The 18,688-nt window shown below is 55.9% G+C and carries 10 protein-coding genes and 1 pseudogene; 7 read left to right on the forward strand and 4 right to left on the reverse strand.

Annotation, left to right across the window (positions count from 1 at the left end; all coding sequences use genetic code 11):
• The first annotated feature begins 2 nt into the window (after window positions 1-2).
• The 6 genes from mukF to ACVCAM_RS01200 all read left to right on the forward strand — a co-directional run bounded on the left by mukF (window position 3) and on the right by ACVCAM_RS01200 (window position 9,857).
• Window positions 3-1,325 carry a chromosome partition protein MukF gene (mukF, locus tag ACVCAM_RS01175; RefSeq protein WP_008499955.1) on the forward strand — a complete coding sequence of 441 codons (1,323 nt, stop codon included), beginning with the start codon at window positions 3-5 and terminating at the stop codon, window positions 1,323-1,325.
• The gene (gene mukE / locus ACVCAM_RS01180; protein ID WP_021240871.1) at window positions 1,306-2,010 is read left to right on the forward strand and encodes a chromosome partition protein MukE; all 705 of its coding nucleotides are present in this window, start codon (window positions 1,306-1,308) and stop codon (window positions 2,008-2,010) included. The genes mukF and mukE overlap by 20 nt, the downstream gene beginning before the upstream one ends.
• Complete coding sequence (gene mukB / locus ACVCAM_RS01185; RefSeq protein WP_025912942.1) at window positions 2,010-6,461, forward strand: chromosome partition protein MukB; 4,452 nt, start codon at window positions 2,010-2,012, stop codon at window positions 6,459-6,461. Before mukE ends, mukB begins: the two co-directional genes overlap by 1 nt.
• A gap of 178 nt (window positions 6,462-6,639) precedes the next feature.
• The gene (gene ldtD / locus ACVCAM_RS01190) at window positions 6,640-8,463 is read left to right on the forward strand and encodes a L,D-transpeptidase (protein ID WP_407223206.1); all 1,824 of its coding nucleotides are present in this window, start codon (window positions 6,640-6,642) and stop codon (window positions 8,461-8,463) included.
• A 174-nt stretch (window positions 8,464-8,637) separates the two neighbouring features.
• Window positions 8,638-9,189 (forward strand): YcbK family protein, encoded by a 552-nt coding sequence (locus tag ACVCAM_RS01195; RefSeq protein ID WP_014169403.1) that lies wholly within the window; start codon window positions 8,638-8,640, stop codon window positions 9,187-9,189.
• Window positions 9,190-9,209: 20 nt separating this feature from the next.
• Window positions 9,210-9,857, forward strand: a complete 648-nt coding sequence (locus ACVCAM_RS01200; RefSeq protein ID WP_025912944.1) for an MBL fold metallo-hydrolase — start codon at window positions 9,210-9,212, stop codon at window positions 9,855-9,857.
• A gap of 48 nt (window positions 9,858-9,905) precedes the next feature.
• On the opposite strand, the gene ACVCAM_RS01205 is transcribed toward ACVCAM_RS01200, so the two are convergent.
• The 4 genes and pseudogenes from ACVCAM_RS01205 to pncB all read right to left on the reverse strand — a co-directional run bounded on the left by ACVCAM_RS01205 (window position 9,906) and on the right by pncB (window position 15,775).
• A complete protein-coding gene (locus ACVCAM_RS01205) occupies window positions 9,906-11,096 on the reverse strand; it encodes an amino acid aminotransferase (protein ID WP_447093487.1) in 1,191 nt (396 codons plus the stop codon).
• A 184-nt stretch (window positions 11,097-11,280) separates the two neighbouring features.
• Window positions 11,281-12,399: pseudogene (locus ACVCAM_RS01210) on the reverse strand (porin).
• 606 nt (window positions 12,400-13,005) lie between these two features.
• Window positions 13,006-14,406: an asparagine--tRNA ligase gene (gene asnS / locus ACVCAM_RS01215; RefSeq protein ID WP_021240867.1), complete on the reverse strand. Its 1,401-nt coding sequence runs from the start codon at window positions 14,404-14,406 to the stop codon at window positions 13,006-13,008.
• A 166-nt stretch (window positions 14,407-14,572) separates the two neighbouring features.
• Window positions 14,573-15,775: a nicotinate phosphoribosyltransferase gene (gene pncB, locus ACVCAM_RS01220; RefSeq protein ID WP_447093488.1), complete on the reverse strand. Its 1,203-nt coding sequence runs from the start codon at window positions 15,773-15,775 to the stop codon at window positions 14,573-14,575.
• Window positions 15,776-16,029: 254 nt separating this feature from the next.
• Here pncB and pepN point away from each other — a divergent pair, with 254 nt between their 5' ends.
• Complete coding sequence (gene pepN / locus ACVCAM_RS01225) at window positions 16,030-18,642, forward strand: aminopeptidase N (protein WP_407223207.1); 2,613 nt, start codon at window positions 16,030-16,032, stop codon at window positions 18,640-18,642.
• The last annotated feature ends 46 nt before the right edge of the window (window positions 18,643-18,688 follow it).

The raw sequence follows: 18,688 nt of genomic DNA on the forward strand, positions 1-18,688 counted from the left end.
CTATGAGTGAATTTTCCCAGACAGTCCCCGAACTGGTTGCCTGGGCCAGGAAAAATGATTTCTCCATCTCGCTGCCGGTAGACAGACTCTCTTTCCTGCTGGCGGTTGCCACGCTGAACGGCGAGCGGCTGGATGGGGAAATGAGCGAGGGTGAACTGGTGGACGCGTTCCGCCATGTCAGTGATGCGTTTGAGCAAACCAGCGAAACCATTAGCGTGCGTGCCAACAACGCAATTAACGATATGGTGCGTCAACGTCTGCTGAACCGCTTTACCAGCGAGCAGGCGGAAGGAAACGCCATCTATCGCCTGACGCCACTGGGCATCGGCATCACCGATTACTACATTCGCCAGCGCGAATTTTCCACGCTGCGTCTGTCCATGCAGCTGTCGATCGTGGCCGGTGAGCTTAAGCGCGCCGCCGATGCGGCAGATGAAGACGGTGACGAATTCCACTGGCACCGAAACGTCTATGCACCGCTGAAATACTCGGTGGCGGAAATCTTCGACAGTATCGATCTGACCCAGCGCCTGATGGACGAACAGCAGCAGCAGGTCAAAGACGATATCGCACAGCTGCTGAATAAAGACTGGCGTGCAGCCATCTCCAGCTGTGAACTTCTGCTGTCAGAAACCTCCGGTACGCTGCGTGAGCTGCAGGATACGCTGGAAGCCGCAGGGGATAAGCTGCAGGCGAACCTGCTGCGCATCCAGGACGCGACGCTGGCGCACGACGATCTGCACTTTATCGACCGTCTGGTGTTCGACCTGCAGAGTAAACTGGACCGCATCATCAGCTGGGGCCAGCAGTCGATCGACCTGTGGATCGGCTACGACCGACACGTGCATAAATTTATCCGTACCGCGATCGATATGGATAAAAACCGCGTCTTTGCCCAGCGTCTGCGCCAGTCGGTGCAGACCTATTTCGATGCGCCGTGGGCGCTGACCTACGCCAATGCCGATCGTCTGCTGGATATGCGCGACGAAGAGATGGCATTGCGTGATGAAGAGGTAACCGGTGAACTGCCGCCGGATCTGGAATACGAAGAATTTAACGAAATTCGCGAGCAGCTTGCGGCGATGATCGAAGAACAGCTCGCGGTCTACAAAACCAGACAAGCTCCGCTGGATCTGGGGCTCGTGGTGCGCGACTATCTGGCGCAATATCCTCGCGCGCGCCACTTCGACGTTGCCCGCATTGTGGTAGACCAGGCTGTTCGCCTGGGTATCGCGCAAGCCGATTTCACCGGACTGCCGCCGAAGTGGCAGCCAATTAACGATTACGGAGCCAAGGTACAGGCGCATGTCATTGACAAATATTGAACAAGTGATGCCGGTTAAGCTGGCACAGGCGCTGGCGAATCCGTTATTTCCGGCGCTGGACAGCCAGCTGCGTGCCGGTCGTCACATTGGCTTAGACGAGCTGGATAATCACGCCTTTTTGATGGACTTCCAGGAGTACCTGGAAGAGTTTTACGCCCGCTACAACGTGGAGCTTATCCGCGCGCCGGAAGGGTTTTTCTACCTGCGCCCGCGCTCCACGACGCTGATTCCGCGTTCCGTGCTCTCCGAGCTGGATATGATGGTCGGCAAAATTCTCTGCTACCTCTACCTCAGCCCGGAACGTCTGGCGAATGAAGGGATCTTCACCCAGCAGGAACTTTACGACGAGCTGTTGACGCTGGCAGATGAGGGCAAGCTGCTCAAGCTGGTGAACAACCGCTCCACGGGGTCGGATCTTGATCGTCAGAAATTACAGGAAAAAGTCCGCTCTTCCCTGAACCGTCTGCGTCGTCTGGGGATGGTCTGGTTTATGGGTCACGACAGCAGCAAATTCCGCATTACGGAATCTGTCTTCCGCTTTGGCGCCGACGTGCGTGCGGGCGATGACGCGCGTGAAGCGCAGCTTCGCATGATCCGCGACGGTGAAGCGATGCCGGTGGAAAACCATTTGCAGCTCAATGACGAGCATGAAGAGAATCTGCCGGATAGCGGGGAGGAAGAGTAATGATTGAACGCGGTAAATTTCGCTCACTGACGCTGATTAACTGGAACGGCTTCTTTGCCCGAACGTTCGATCTGGATGAGCTGGTGACGACGCTCTCCGGCGGTAACGGGGCGGGTAAATCCACCACCATGGCGGCCTTTGTCACGGCGCTGATCCCTGATCTGACGCTGCTTCACTTCCGTAACACCACCGAAGCGGGGGCCACAAGCGGTTCCCGTGATAAAGGTCTGCACGGGAAGCTGAAGGCCGGCGTCTGTTATTCGGTTCTGGACGTCATTAACTCCCGCCATCAGCGCGTGGTGGTGGGCGTGCGCCTGCAGCAGGTTGCCGGTCGCGACCGCAAAGTCGACATTAAACCGTTCGCCATCCAGGGGCTGCCAACGTCTGTGCAGCCGACGGCGCTGCTGACGGAAACCCTGAACGAGCGCCAGGCGCGCGTGCTGACGCTGCAGGAGCTGAAAGATAAGCTCGAAGCGATCGAAGGCGTGCAGTTCAAACAGTTCAACTCGATTACAGACTACCACTCGCTGATGTTCGATCTCGGCGTGGTGGCGCGTCGTCTGCGTACCGCATCAGACCGTAGCAAATACTACCGCCTGATCGAAGCGTCCCTGTACGGCGGTATCTCCAGCGCCATTACCCGCTCCCTGCGCGACTACCTGCTGCCGGAAAACAGTGGGGTGCGTAAGGCCTTCCAGGACATGGAGGCGGCGCTGCGTGAAAACCGCATGACGCTGGAAGCGATTCGCGTGACCCAGTCTGACCGCGATCTGTTTAAACACCTGATCAGCGAAGCCACTAACTACGTGGCGGCGGACTACATGCGCCACGCCAACGAGCGCCGCGTCCACCTCGATCAGGCATTAGAATACCGCCGCGAGCTGTTTACCTCCCGCAAACAGCTGGTGGCCGAGCAGTACAAGCACGTCGAAATGGCGCGCGAGCTCGGTGAGCACAACGGTGCTGAAGGTGACCTGGAAGCCGATTACCAGGCCGCCAGCGATCACCTGAACCTGGTGCAAACTGCGCTCCGTCAGCAGGAAAAAATCGAACGCTATGAAGCGGACCTCGACGAGCTGCAAATTCGTCTTGAAGAGCAAAATGAAGTGGTGGCCGAAGCCGCCGAGATGCAGGAAGAGAACGAAGCCCGCGCCGAAGCGGCCGAGCTGGAAGTGGATGAGCTGAAAAGCCAGCTTGCCGATTACCAGCAGGCGCTGGACGTGCAGCAGACGCGCGCGATCCAGTACACCCAGGCACTGCAGGCATTACAGCGCGCGAAAGAGCTGTGCCATCTGCCAGACCTGACGCCGGAAAGCGCCGACGAGTGGCTGGATACCTTCCAGGCCAAAGAGCAGGAAGCCACTGAGAAACTGCTGTCCCTCGAACAGAAAATGAGCGTCGCCCAAACGGCGCACAGCCAGTTTGAGCAGGCCTATCAGCTGGTTGTGGCGATTAACGGCCCGCTGGCGCGTAACGAAGCCTGGGACGTTGCCCGCGAGCTGCTGCGTGACGGCGTGAACCAGCGCCATCTGGCCGAGCAGGTTCAGCCGCTGCGTATGCGTCTGAACGAGCTGGAACAGCGCCTGCGCGAGCAGCAGGAGGCCGAGCGTCTGCTGGCCGAATTCTGCAAGCGTCAGGGCAAACATTACGATTTTGACGAGCTTGAGGCCCTGCATCAGGAACTCGAGGCGCGTATCGCTGCGCTTTCAGACACGGTTTCCAGCGCTAGCGAACAGCGTATGACCCTGCGTCAGGAGCTGGAACAGCTTCAGTCCCGTTCGCAAGCGCTTCTGCAGCGTGCCCCGGTCTGGCTGGCGGCCCAGAGCAGCCTTAACCAGCTCAGTGAGCAGTGCGGCGAGCAGTTCGAATCCAGCCAGGAAGTCACTGAATACCTGCAGCAGCTGCTGGAGCGCGAGCGCGAGGCGATTGTTGAGCGTGATGAAGTGGGCGCGCGCAAGCGTGACGTCGACGAAGAAATTGAGCGCTTAAGCCAGCCGGGCGGTGCGGAAGACCCGCGCCTCAATGCCCTGGCAGAGCGTTTTGGCGGCGTACTGCTGTCTGAGATTTACGACGACGTCGGCCTGGACGATGCGCCATACTTCTCGGCACTGTATGGCCCGTCGCGTAACGCGATCGTGGTGCCGGATCTGTCGCTGATTTCTGAGCAGCTTGCCGGTCTGGAAGATTGCCCGGAAGATCTCTACCTGATCGAAGGGGATCCGCAGTCGTTCGATGACAGCGTGTTCAGCGTAGACGAGCTGGAAAAAGCGGTGGTGGTGAAAATCGCCGACCGTCAGTGGCGCTACTCCCGCTTCCCGGAACTGCCGCTGTTTGGCCGCGCCGCGCGTGAAAGCCGCATCGAAAGCCTGCACGCCGAGCGTGAAACGCTGTCTGAACGTTTTGCGACGCTGTCGTTTGACGTGCAGAAAACCCAGCGTCTGCATCAGGCGTTTAGCCGCTTTATCGGCAGCCATCTGGCCGTGGCCTTCGAAGCCGACCCGGAAGCGGAAATTCGCAAACTCAATACCCGCCGTGGCGAACTGGAACGGGCGATTGCCAGTCATGAAAGCGACAACCAGCAGAGTCGCGTCCAGTTCGAGCAGGCGAAAGAGGGCGTCGCGGCCCTTAACCGTATTCTGCCGCGCCTGAATCTGCTGGCAGACGACACGCTGGCCGACCGCGTGGATGAGATCCAGGAGCGTCTGGATGAAGCGCAGGAAGCCGCGCGATTCGTGCAGCAGCACGGCAATCAGCTGGCGAAGCTGGAGCCGGTTGTCTCTGTCCTGCAGAGCGACCCGGAACAGTTCGAGCAGTTAAAAGAAGATTATGCCTGGTCACAGCAGGTGCAGCGCGAAGCGCGTCAGCAGGCGTTTGCCCTGACGGAAGTGGTGCAGCGTCGCGCCCATTTCGGCTACTCCGATTCGGCGGAAATGCTGAGCGGTAACAGCGATCTGAATGAAAAGCTGCGTCAGCGCCTTGAGCAGGCGGAAGCGGAGCGTACCCGCGCCCGCGAAGCGATGCGCAGCCACTCCGCTCAGCTGAACCAGTACAACCAGGTGCTGGCCTCGCTGAAAAGCTCCTTCGACACCAAGAAAGAGCTGTTAAACGACCTGCAGAAAGAGCTTCAGGATATCGGCGTCCGTGCCGACAGCGGGGCGGAAGAGCGCGCGCGCATTCGTCGTGACGAGCTGCATGCTCAGCTCAGCAACAACCGCGCGCGTCGCAATCAGCTGGAAAAAGCGCTGACCTTCTGTGAAGCGGAGATGGATAACCTGACCCGTCGCCTGCGCAAGCTGGAGCGCGACTACTTTGAGATGCGCGAGCAGGTCGTGACCGCGAAGGCGGGCTGGTGCGCGGTAATGCGCATGGTGAAAGACAATAACGTTGAGCGTCGTCTGCACCGTCGCGAGCTGGCGTATCTCTCTGCCGATGAGCTGCGTTCCATGTCGGATAAGGCGCTGGGTGCGCTGCGTCTGGCGGTGGCGGATAACGAACACCTGCGCGATGTCCTGCGTATGTCAGAAGATCCGAAACGTCCTGAACGTAAAATCCAGTTCTTCGTGGCGGTTTACCAGCACCTGCGCGAGCGTATTCGTCAGGACATTATCCGTACCGACGATCCGGTCGAAGCCATTGAGCAGATGGAAATCGAGCTGGGGCGTCTGACGGAAGAGCTGACCTCTCGCGAGCAGAAGCTGGCGATCAGCTCCCGCAGCGTGGCGAATATCATCCGCAAAACTATTCAGCGCGAGCAGAACCGCATTCGCCAGCTGAACCAGGGTCTGCAGAGCGTGTCGTTTGGCCAGGTGAACAGCGTGCGCCTCAACGTCAACGTGCGTGAAGCCCACGCGACGCTGCTGGAAGTGCTGTCTGAGCAGCACGAGCAGCACCAGGATCTGTTCAACAGCAACCGTCTGACCTTCTCCGAAGCGCTGGCGAAGCTGTATCAGCGCCTGAACCCGCAGATTGATATGGGACAGCGTACGCCGCAAACCATCGGGGAAGAGCTGCTGGATTACCGTAACTACCTGGAAATGGAGGTAGAGGTAAACCGTGGCTCCGACGGCTGGCTGCGTGCGGAATCCGGGGCGCTCTCTACCGGTGAAGCGATCGGTACCGGGATGTCGATTCTGGTGATGGTGGTACAGAGCTGGGAAGACGAAGCGCGCCGCCTGCGCGGCAAAGACATCTCCCCATGCCGACTGCTGTTCCTGGATGAGGCGGCGCGTCTTGATGCGCGCTCCATTGCCACGCTGTTTGAGCTCTGCGAACGTCTCGATATGCAGCTCATCATTGCGGCGCCGGAGAACATCAGCCCCGAGAAAGGCACTACCTACAAGCTGGTGCGTAAAGTGTTCCAGAACAGCGAACACGTTCACGTTGTGGGGCTGCGCGGCTTTGCGCCGCAGCCGCCGGAGTCATTGCCGGAAACCACAGCCGACGCTTCCTGAAGTGTCTTCTGACCCGAAGCGGCGCTCTGGCGCCGCTTTTTTTTTAAACTTAACTTGTGCTTAGGGCTGCGTTATCTTTAAACTTCTTTACATAAGGTAAGGCAACAGCTTAGCCGTCTACCTATAATGAAAGAAAGCCCCAACGTGATGGGCATGTCGTGAAAACAGGGGGCAAGGGATGTTGCTTAAGAAAGAATGTGGTCGTCAGCTGTCGGCGCTAAGTTTATGTCTGGCAGTGATGTTTGCTCCACTGTTAACCGCCCAGGCCGACGAGCCTGAAATTGTGCCGACTGACAGCTCGTCAGCGACAGGCACGCAGCCTACGTCGTTGTCCCAGCCGCTGGAGCAATCTCCGGCGACAGCGATCATGGCCGGTATTAAGCCGCTGCCGGAAGGCATCGACGCCGAATCGCTCAGCCAGCAGCTGCAGTCGGGGCTGCCGTCAGGCTACACGCCTGTCTATCTCAATCAGCTCACGCTGCTTTATGCTGCCCGCGATATGAAACCGATGTGGGAAAACCGCGATGCCGTGCGCGCCTTCCAGCAGCAGCTGGCGGAGGTCGCGATTGCAGGGTTTCAGCCACAGTTTACAAAGTGGGTTGAGCTGTTAACCGATCCTGCCGTGTCCGGTCAGGCTCGGGACGTCGTGCTTTCCGATGCCATGATGGGCTATCTGCAGTTCGTGGCGGGTATTCCGGTCAATGGCAACCGCTGGCTGTACAGCGACAAGCCGTATAAGCTGGCGACGCCGGCGCTGTCGGTGATTAACCAGTGGCAGTTAGCCCTGGATAACGGCGAACTGCCGCGCTTTATTGCCAGCCTCGCACCAGCGCATCCACAATATGCCACTCTGCACGAGTCGCTTCTCGCGCTGGTGGGCGACTCGCGTCCATGGCCGCAGATGCGCGGCACCGCGACGCTGCGTCCGGGGCAGTGGAGCAGCGATGTGCCTGCTCTGCGTGAGATCCTGACGCGCTCCGGTCTTCTTGATGGCGGGCCACATATCGCTCTGCCTGGTGACGATCCACAAAACGCGGCGGTCAGCCCGTCAGCGCCCGTGAAAGAGAAAAAAGCGATTGCCGTCAGCAATAAACCCGCAGCATACGATCGCGAGCTGGTTGCGGCAGTGAAGCAATTCCAGGCCGCTCAGGGACTGGGAGCCGATGGCGTCATTGGCCAGACGACACGAGACTGGCTGAACGTATCGCCTGCGCAGCGGGCTGGAGTGCTGGCGCTCAATATCCAGCGTTTGCGCCTGCTGCCTGGAACCCTCTCTACCGGGATTATGGTTAACATTCCGGCGTATTCACTGGTCTATTACCAGGACGGTAGCGAAAAACTGGCGTCACGCGTGATTGTCGGGCGTCCGGATCGCAAAACGCCGATGATGAGCAGCGCGTTGAATAACGTGGTGGTTAACCCGCCGTGGAACGTGCCACCGACGCTGGCGCGTAAAGACATTCTGCCGAAGGTCTGGAACGATCCGGGTTATCTGGAACGTCATGGTTATACGGTGATGCGTGGCTGGAACAGTAAAGAGGCCATCGATCCTTATATGGTCGACTGGTCGACAATCACGGCTTCTAACCTACCGTTCCGTTTCCAGCAGGCTCCGGGGGCGCATAACTCTTTAGGGCGTTACAAATTCAATATGCCGAGTTCTGACGCTATCTATCTGCACGATACGCCGAACCACAATCTGTTCCAGAAAGATACGCGCGCGCTGAGTTCTGGCTGCGTGCGCGTGAACAAAGCCTCGGAGCTGGCCAATATGCTGCTGCAGGACGCGGGCTGGAACGATACGCGCATTTCGGATGCCCTGAAGCAGGGAGATACGCGTTACGTTAATATCCGACACAATATTCCGGTCAATCTTTACTATCTGACGGCGTTTGTTGGCGAAGACGGGCGGACTCAGTACCGTACAGATATTTACAATTATGATCTCACCGCGCGATCCGGCGCACAAATTTTGCCAAAAGCGGAACAATTAATCAGGTAAATGAAGCAGTTCGGGAAAAATGATTGTCGTAAGTTAGGGTGAATAAGGGGCTATATCGCTGCAAGCCGCGTATTCACTGGGGTTGGGCGCCTTGACGTACCCGGTTTTGCCAGTTAAGGTGCCCTTCGTGCGCTAAGCATATTACGATTTCTTTTACCTGTAGACCTGATTATCATGGACAAATTTGACGCTAATCGCCGCAAACTGCTGGCGTTAGGTGGTGTTGCGCTTGGCGCAGCGGCCATCTTGCCGACGCCAGCATTTGCCACCCTCTCGACACCTCGTCCGCGAGTTTTAACGCTCAACAATCTTCATACCGGTGAGTCGTTAAAAGCGGAGTTCTTCGATGGCAGAGGCTATATTCAGGATGAATTAGCAAGACTTAACCATTTTTTCCGTGATTTCCGCGCGAATAAAATTAAAGCCATCGACCCAGGACTGTTTGATCAGCTTTTCCGCCTTCAGGGCCTGCTGGGTACCAGCAAGCCGGTGCAGCTTATTTCTGGTTATCGCTCGGTTGATACCAATAATGAACTGCGCGCCCACAGTCGCGGGGTAGCGAAAAAAAGCTATCACACGAAGGGCCAGGCAATGGATTTCCATATTGAGGGCGTTTCGTTAGCCAATATTCGCAAAGCTGCGTTATCTATGCGCGCAGGTGGTGTAGGATATTACCCCAGCAGCAACTTTGTGCATATTGATACCGGTCCGGTTCGGCACTGGTAATAACGAAACACAGGAGCAGTATGAACTATCGTATTATTCCGGTTACCGCGTTCTCCCAGAATTGTTCACTCATCTGGTGCGAACAAACTAAACTGGCCGCGCTTGTCGATCCCGGCGGTGACGCTGAGAAGATCAAGCAGGAAGTCGCCGACAGCGGCGTGACGCTCATGCAGATTTTACTGACGCATGGTCACCTCGACCATGTGGGCGCAGCGGCTGAACTGGCTGAACACTACGGCGTGCCGATTGTCGGTCCGGAAAAAGAAGATGAGTTCTGGCTGCAGGGGTTACCTGCCCAAAGCCGCATGTTTGGCCTTGATGAGTGTCAGCCTCTGACGCCCGATCGCTGGCTGGATGAAGGAGAGCGCGTTAGCATAGGGAATGTGACTTTACAGGTGTTGCATTGTCCTGGGCATACGCCAGGCCATATCGTCTTCTTTGATGACCAGTCCCGTCTGCTGCTCTCCGGCGATGTGATTTTCAAAGGTGGCGTAGGACGCAGCGATTTTCCGCGCGGCGATCACGGACAGCTGATTCAGTCGATTAAACAGAAGTTATTGCCGCTGGGTGATGATGTGACGTTTATCCCTGGGCACGGTCCGATGTCGACGCTGGGCTATGAACGGCTCCATAATCCGTTCCTTCAGGATGAAATGCCTGTCTGGTAACCCGAATAAAAAAAGCCTGCATAATGCAGGCTTTTTTGTGGGCGCAAATTACAGTACGGCGACAATCGCTTCGCACAGCGGCGCCATGTTGTCAGGCGTCATGCCTGCAACGTTCACGCGGCCAGACGCCACAGCGTACACGCCGAACTCTTCACGCAGACGCAGAACCTGCTCTTTGGTCAGGCCGCTGAACGAGAACATGCCGTTCTGTTTGATGATAAAGCTGAAGTCGCGATCCGCGCCTTTCTCCGCCAGGGTGTTCACAAACAGCAGGCGCATGCGCTGAATACGCTGACGCATATCGTTCAGCTCTTGTTCCCAGATGGCTCGCAGCGCATCGTTGCTCAGGATAGTCGCAACAACAGAGGCACCGTGTGCCGGCGGGTTAGAGTAGTTAGCGCGGATAACGGATTTCATCTGGCTGAACGCGCGATCGACGGTCTCATCGTTAGCCGCAACCAGCGTACAGGCACCTACACGCTCATTGTACAGACCAAAGTTCTTGGAGTAGGAGCTTGCAACGATCAGCTCCTGATGCACTGCGGCGAACGCGCGCAGGCCTTCGGCATCTTCTTCCAGACCACGGGCGAAGCCCTGGTAGGCAAAGTCAAACAGCGGCAGCCAGCCTTTTTCTACGGACAGCTTCGCCAGATGTTCCCACTGCTCAAGCGTTGGATCGATACCGGTTGGGTTGTGGCAGCAGCCGTGGAACAGCACCACGTCACCTGCTTGCGCCTCACTCAGGCTCGCCAGCAGGCCGTCAAAGTCCAGAGAGTGGTTTGCTGCGTCGTAGTAGGCGTATTCACGCACTTCCAGACCCGCAGAGTTAAATACGCTCTTATGGTTCGGCCAGCTTGGATTGCTTACCCAGACACGCTTCACAGAGGTGTTTTTCGCAAGGAAATCCGCCGCCACGCGCAGCGCGCCGGTACCGCCCGGGGTCTGTGCCGTACGGGCACGTTTGTCACTCACAATTGCACTGCCTTTACCGAACAGCAGCTCCTGGGTGCAGCGACCAAATTCAGGGATACCATCAATACCGAGGTAGTTTTTGGAGGTTTCGTTTTCCAGCAGATACTGCTCAGCTTTCTTAACGCTGGTCAGTACCGGAGTTTTGCCGGTTTCATCTTTATATACACCAATACCCAGGTTGATTTTGCCAGGGCGGTCGTCGGCACGAAACAGATCGGCCAGGCCCAGAATCGGGTCGGCAGGAGCGGCGGTAATGTTCTCAAACATGACGAAGTTCCATTGTGATTACAGAAGTGAAATCCGCTATCAGGTTAACGGTAGATTTACAAAATGCCAACCGTTTGCGACGAAAAGCGTGCGGCTTTTCAAAAGTCGCCATTATTTTCTGTCAGGCATAAAAAAACAGGGCCGAAGCCCTGTTCATTAAGCATATAACAAAGTGGTGTTCTGATTAGAACTGGTAAGTCACACCCACAGCTGCCATATCGTCGTTGCCGTTCAGGCCGCCAACGGTTTGCGCGTAGTCTGTGTCTTTGTCCAGCAGGTTGATGTAGTAGTCAGCCCACACGTTGAAGTTTTTGTTGAAGTAGTAAGTTGCGCCAACCTGGATGAATTTAGCCAGATCTGCATCGCCACCTTTGAAGGTGCCTTTAGAGTTGGTCACGCCAGCCAGGTCTTTACCTTTGGTCTGCACGTAGGAGATTGCTGGACGCAGGCCAAAATCGAACTGGTACTGAGCAACAACTTCGAAGTTCTGCGTTTTGTTAGCAAAACCAGCATCGCCATCAGACCCGGTACGGGTGGTGTTACGGGTTTCAGCATAGGTGGTTGCCAGGTAGATGTTGTTGGCATCGTATTTCAGACCCAGACCCCATGCTTCAGCTTTGTCGCCTTCGCCGTCAGCTTTCTGCTTCAGAGTACGGTTAGCGTTGCTATAAGATGCGATTGCACCGAAGCCTTCGCCGAAATCGTAACCCAGAGAGTAGCCTACGCCGTCACCGTTAGAGGTTTTAACGTCAGCACGGTCGTTTTTGCCCTGGTACTGAACGCCCAGGCTCAGGCCGTCAACCAGACCGAAGAAGTTGCTGTTACGGTAGGTCAGCAGACCGGTGCTGCGGCTGGTCATAAAGTTATCAACATAGTTACCGCCCCAGGTCATACCAGAGAAGGACGGCGCCATATCGGTGTAAGATTCTACGTCGTAAACGATACCTTAGTTACGACCGTAGTCGATGCTGCCAGCGTCGCCCGCTTTCAGACCAGCGAAAGCCAGACGGTTTTTGTTTTTCTGTGCAGAGTTTTCTGCATCGCTAGCCACGAAACGGTATTCCCACTGGCCATAACCTGTCAGTTGGTCGTTGATCTGAGTTTCGCCTTTGAAACCGATCTGCGCGTAAGTAGCGTCGCTATTGTTTGTGCTATCACCGGAAGTCACGAAGTCGTGCTCGGCGTTAACTTTACCGTAGAAGTCCAGCTTGTTGCCGTTCTTGTTATAGATTTCTGCAGCGTTGGCTGCACCGGCTACCAGCAGGGCAGGGATTACCACTGCCAGAATATTGCGCTTCATCATTATTTATTACCCTCATTGGTTTTTTTATGACACTCGCCACTGCCGTCAATAAATTCTGTCAATAAATATTTCCGGAACTATTGATGAGAGTTTGGTGTCTTTATGTATCTGACAGGCATCTTTCCATTCGCCGAAGCGTTTCGCTAGCCTGAAAGTGCTACAATTCTCAAGATTGAGTAACCAAAAGAAAATATATGTAACTAAATGTGTATTTTTGGGAACTTTGTGAACCACCTCAAACTTCAGAACGCCCTGGTGAATTAAGCTACAGCATCTATCCTATATATATGAATTCCTTATGATTAATTTGGATAAAGGCAATTCATATAAACAGACGATAAACGACTCGTTTTTTCTTATGACGCCGAAAAGCCTTCTGGATGGCTGTAAAATTGGTTGAAATTTGTGCTATTGCTTGAGGATGTAATAAGCGCAATAAGAATGGGGTTTATTTTTTGTGGCTGGATATTTCGCGGAAACAAAACGTAACAGGTAGTGGTTGTGACGGGGTGAAGGTTTGAAGATGCTGACTTTACGCTGACGAAAACTGACAATACAGGATAAAATAATGGCCAGCACAGGCTGGCCATTTTAGTCTTTTACCGATTAGAAGCTGGCGTTACGTGGCGTACGTGGGAACGGAATCACGTCACGAACGTTCTGCACACCGGTCACGTAGGCGATCAGACGCTCAAAGCCCAGACCAAAACCGGCGTGCGGTACGGTACCGTAACGACGCAGATCGCGGTACCAGCTGTAGTCCGCAGGGTTGAGACCCATCTCTTCCATACGCGCGTCCAGCACGTCCAGACGCTCTTCACGCTGAGAGCCACCGATGATTTCACCGATGCCCGGCGCCAGGACGTCCATCGCTGCCACGGTTTTACCGTCTTCGTTAAGGCGCATATAGAAGGCCTTAATGTCTTTCGGGTAGTTTTTAACGACAACCGGCGCTTTGAAATGCTTCTCGGCCAGATAGCGCTCGTGCTCAGACGCCAGGTCTACGCCCCAGTAAACCGGGTTCTCGAACTTCTCACCGCATTTCTCGAGGATCGCCACCGCGTCGGTGTAGTCCACCTGCGCAAAATCGGCAGAGACGAAGCGCTCCAGACGGGCTACCGCGTCGCTGTCTACGCGCTCGGCGAAGAATTTCATGTCGTCCGGACGCTCTTCCAGCACCGCTTTGAAGACATATTTCAGCATCGCTTCCGCCAGACCCGCGACATCGTCCAGGTTGGCGAACGCCACTTCAGGCTCCAGCATCCAGAATTCCGCCAGGTGACGGCTGGTGTTGGAGTTTTCGGCACGGAAGGTAGGGCCAAAGGTGTAGATTTTAGACAGCGCGCAGGCGTACGTTTCGCCGTTGAGCTGACCGGATACGGTCAGGAAGGCCTCTTTACCAAAGAAGTCTTTGTCATAGTCCACTTTACCTTCCGGGGTGCGCGGCAGGTTTTCGAGATCCAGCGTTGAGACGCGGAACATCTCACCGGCGCCTTCCGTATCGGACGCGGTGATCAGCGGGGTAGACACCCAGAAATAACCCTGCTCATCGAAGAAACGATGCAGCGCCTGCGCCAGCGTATGACGTACGCGAGCAACCGCACCAATCAGGTTGGTACGTGGACGAAGGTGCGCCACTTCACGCAGATACTCAATGCTGTGACGTTTAGCCGCCATCGGATAGGTATCCGGATCTTCAACCCAGCCGGTGACTTCAATGGCAGAAGCCTGAATTTCGAAACTCTGACCCTGACCCGGGGATGCCACGACCACGCCGGTGACAATAACGGAACAGCCCGTCGTCAGGTGCAGAACGTCATCATTGTAATTGGGCAGAGAATTATTAATGACGGCCTGTACAGGATCAAAGCAGGAACCGTCATAGACGGCAAGGAAGGAGATGCCAGCTTTAGAATCTCGGCGGGTACGCACCCATCCGCGCACGGTGACTTCTGAGTCAACGGCGACACGGCCCTGGAGTACGTCGGCTACAGGCACAACGCTCATAATATTCTCTCTGTTAATAGTCGGAAAAAATAAACACTTGTCCACCCTTATGGGGGGATATCTATGTTACCTGCCATCCGCTATCAGACAAGTAAATTTCGCGGTCAAAAGGGAAGAATTGAGAAATAAATAAGAAGAGGGGAGCCATGAAGGCTCCCTTAAGCGCTTAACTGGCTTTTTTGATCTGGGGAAGATCGAAGGCTTTGCGCAACGCGCGGACAAACGCCTTGTCATGGCAGATGGTTTTGCCCGGACTGTCGGAGAGTTTCGCCACCGGTTTGCCGTTACATTCCACCAGCTTTATCACGATATTCAGAGGTTTTACCTGAGGAATGTCGCAGGTTAACCGGGTACCGATCCCGAAGCTCAGGTTCACTCTGGCGTTGAAATGGCGATAGAGTTCGACGGCTTTCGCCAGATCGAGATTATCGGAGAAGACCAGCACCTTGCTCATCGGGTCAATGCCCAGTTTCTCGTAATGGGCAATCGCCTTCTCACCCCACTCAACCGGATCTCCGGAATCGTGGCGCAACCCCTGATAACGCTCCGCAAATTCAGGTCCAAAGTCGCGCAGGAAGGCATCCATCGTAATACAGTCCGTGAGGGCAATTCCGAGTTGATTCGGGTACTCCGCAAGCCATGCGGCCAGCGCTGCGCGCTGGCTGTTGGCGAGGTCAGGGCTAATTTGCTGATGCGCCTGGAACCACTCGTGCGCCTGGGTACCCATTGGCGTCAGATTGAGGCGACGGGCCAGATCGTAGTTACTGGTGCCCACGAACCACGGCTCCTGCTGCAGACGTTTAACGATGGCCTCCTGTACGTCGCGCGAAAAACGGCGGCGGGTGCCAAAGTCCATCAGGCGGAAGCGGGACATGTCCAGCCCTGCGGTCAGCGTGGAGAAGTCAGCGAGTTTCTTTTCCAGCGAGGCCACCGCCTGCGCTACGCCCGTTTCCGGGGAACGGTAGCGGTGAGCCAGCTCACTGATTACCGCCAGAAGCGGCACTTCCCACATGATCACTTCCCGCCACGGACCTGCAAGGCGAATATCCAGCTTGCCGTTATCGTTAACCACGGTGACCTGCTCCGGCTTATAGCGGAAGTCGCGCAGCCAGTTCAGGTAGTCGGCTTTGAAGAAAGGCAGGCCAGAAAGCCACTGATATTCCTCGTCCTGCAGCGTCAGATGCTGCATAGCATTGACCTTTTCACGAATGGCGTCTGCGTAGATACCGAGCAAGTCGTCGCCACGGCAGCGGAATTCCGCCGCGACATGAACGTCATAGTAATGGTGGAAAACGGCTTGCTGCATGTGCAGTTTATACGCGTCGGTATCCAGCAACGTATGCAGAACTGGAGAAGCGAATTGAGTCATAGGTGCGCAGTAGCATCCTCTCACAGGAGCGTTTAGTACAATAAACAACTCCGGAGTATACCTTGTTTAGTGATTTATTGAACCCCGATCACAACATAAGCGCGTTTTATGGTCGAGGGCATTTTGTGCCCCGTGTTATACAAATGTAGCAAAAAAAGGTATTGACCCTGAAAAGATGAACATTCTGCATAGCGCGTTTTGCGCAACAGGAATATATTGAAACGTTACTCGACAAACGATGCATAAGGTTTTCTATGACACAACAGCCACAAGCCAAATACCGCCACGACTACCGTGCGCCGGATTATCTGATTAGCGAAATCGATCTGACTTTTGACCTGGATGCCACTAAAACCGTTGTCACGGCGGTGAGTCAGGTGACGCGCCAAAGCGCAACTGCTGTGCCGCTGCGTCTGGATGGCGAAGACCTGACGCTGGTCTCCCTGCATATTAATGATGAAGCCTGGTCAGACTATAAAGAAGAAAACAACCAGCTGGTCATCGACAACCTGCCGGAACAGTTTACGCTGCGCATCGTGAATGAAATCAGCCCGGCCGCCAACACCGCGCTGGAAGGGCTTTACCAGTCAGGCGTGGCGCTGTGTACCCAGTGTGAAGCGGAAGGGTTCCGCCACATTACCTGGTATCTCGACCGCCCGGACGTCCTCGCGCGCTTCACCACCAAAATCATCGCCGATAAAACCCTGTATCCCTTCCTGCTCTCCAACGGCAACCGCGTAGGCGAAGGCGAGCTGGAGAATGGCCGTCACTGGGTTCAGTGGCAGGATCCGTTCCCGAAACCGTGCTACCTGTTTGCGCTGGTGGCGGGGGACTTCGACGTGCTGCGCGACACCTTCAAAACGCGCTCAGGCCGCGAAGTGGCGCTGGAGCTGTTTGTTGACCGTGGTAACCTGGACCGCGCGCCGTGGGCGATGACCTCGCTCATCAACTCCATGAAGTGGGACGAAGAGCGCTTTGGCCTCGAATATGACCTCGACATCTATATGATCGTTGCCGTTGATTTCTTCAACATGGGCGCAATGGAGAACAAAGGCCTGAACGTCTTTAACTCCAAATACGTGCTGGCGCGCACCGATACCGCCACCGATAAAGATTATCTCGATATCGAACGCGTCATCGGCCACGAATATTTCCACAACTGGACCGGTAACCGCGTCACCTGCCGCGACTGGTTCCAGCTGAGCCTGAAAGAGGGCCTGACCGTTTTCCGTGACCAGGAGTTCAGCTCCGATCTGGGTTCACGCGCGGTGAACCGCATCAATAACGTGCGTACCATGCGCGGCCTGCAGTTTGCGGAAGATGCCAGCCCAATGGCGCACCCGATCCGTCCGGATAAAGTCATCGAAATGAACAACTTCTACACCCTGACGGTGTATGAGAAAGGCGCTGAAATTATCCGCATGATCCACACCCTGCTGGGTGAAGAGAACTTCCAGAAAGGGATGCAGCTCTACTTCGAGCGTCATGACGGCAGCGCGGCCACCTGCGACGATTTTGTGCAGGCGATGGAAGATGCTTCTAATGTCGATCTTTCCCACTTCCGCCGCTGGTACAGCCAGGCCGGTACGCCAGTTGTTACCGTCAAAGACGACTACAATCCGGAAACCGAGCAGTACACGCTGACCATCAGCCAGCGCACGCCGCCGACGGCAGAGCAGGAAGAGAAATACCCGCTGCATATTCCGTTCAGCATTGAGCTGTACGATAACGAGGGCAAAGTCATTCCATTGCAGAAGGGCGGCCACCCGGTACACCACGTGCTGAACGTGACCCAGGCCGAGCAGACCTTTATCTTCGATAACGTCTACTTCCAGCCGGTGCCTGCGCTGCTGTGTGAGTTCTCCGCGCCGGTGAAGCTGGAGTACAAGTGGAGCGATCAGCAGCTGACGTTCCTGATGCGTCACGCCCGCAACGACTTCTCCCGCTGGGATGCGGCGCAAAGCCTGCTGGCGACCTACATCAAGATCAACGTAAACCGTCACCAGCAGGGTCAGCCGCTGTCGCTGCCTGTTCACGTGGCTGACGCGTTCCGCGCGATCCTGCTGGATGAGAAGATTGACCCGGCGCTGGCCGCTGAAATTCTGACCCTGCCGTCAGCAACGGAAATCGCGGAGTTGTTCGAGATTATCGATCCGATCGCGATCGTGGCGGTGCGTGAAGCGCTGACCCGTACGCTGGCTGCTGAACTGGCTGACGAGTTCCTTGCCATTTATAACGCCAACAAGCTTGACGCTTATCGCGTTGAGCACGCGGACATTGGTAAACGTTCTCTGCGTAACACCTGCCTGCGCTATCTGGCGTTTGGTGAAACCGAGCTGGCGAACACCCTGGTGAGCAAGCAGTATCACGAGGCGGATAACATGACCGACGCGCTGGCCGCGCTGGGCGCAAGTGTTGCCGCCGAACTGCCGTGCCGCGATGCGCTGATGCAGGAGTATGACGACAAGTGGCATCAGGATGGTCTGGTAATGGATAAGTGGTTCATCCTGCAGGCGACCAGCCCGGCGGCCGATGCGCTCAGCAAGGTGCGCAGCCTGCTGAAGCATCGTTCCTTTACCCTGAGCAACCCAAACCGCGTGCGCTCGCTGATTGGCGCGTTTGCCAGCAGCAACCCGGCCGCATTCCACGCCGAAGACGGCAGCGGTTATCAGTTCATGGTGGAAATGCTGACCGAGCTGAACAGCCGTAACCCGCAGGTGGCGTCGCGCCTGATAGAGCCGCTAATCCGCCTGAAACGCTACGATGAGAAGCGTCAGGCGAAGATGCGTGCCGCGCTCGAGCAGCTGAAAGGGCTGGAAAACCTGTCTGGCGATCTGTACGAGAAGATTGCTAAAGCGTTAGCGTAATAAAAGTTTACCCTCCCTCTCCCTGTGGGAGAGGGCCGGGGGTGAG

The sequence above is a fragment of the Enterobacter sp. CFEC122 genome, assembly GCF_052983755.1.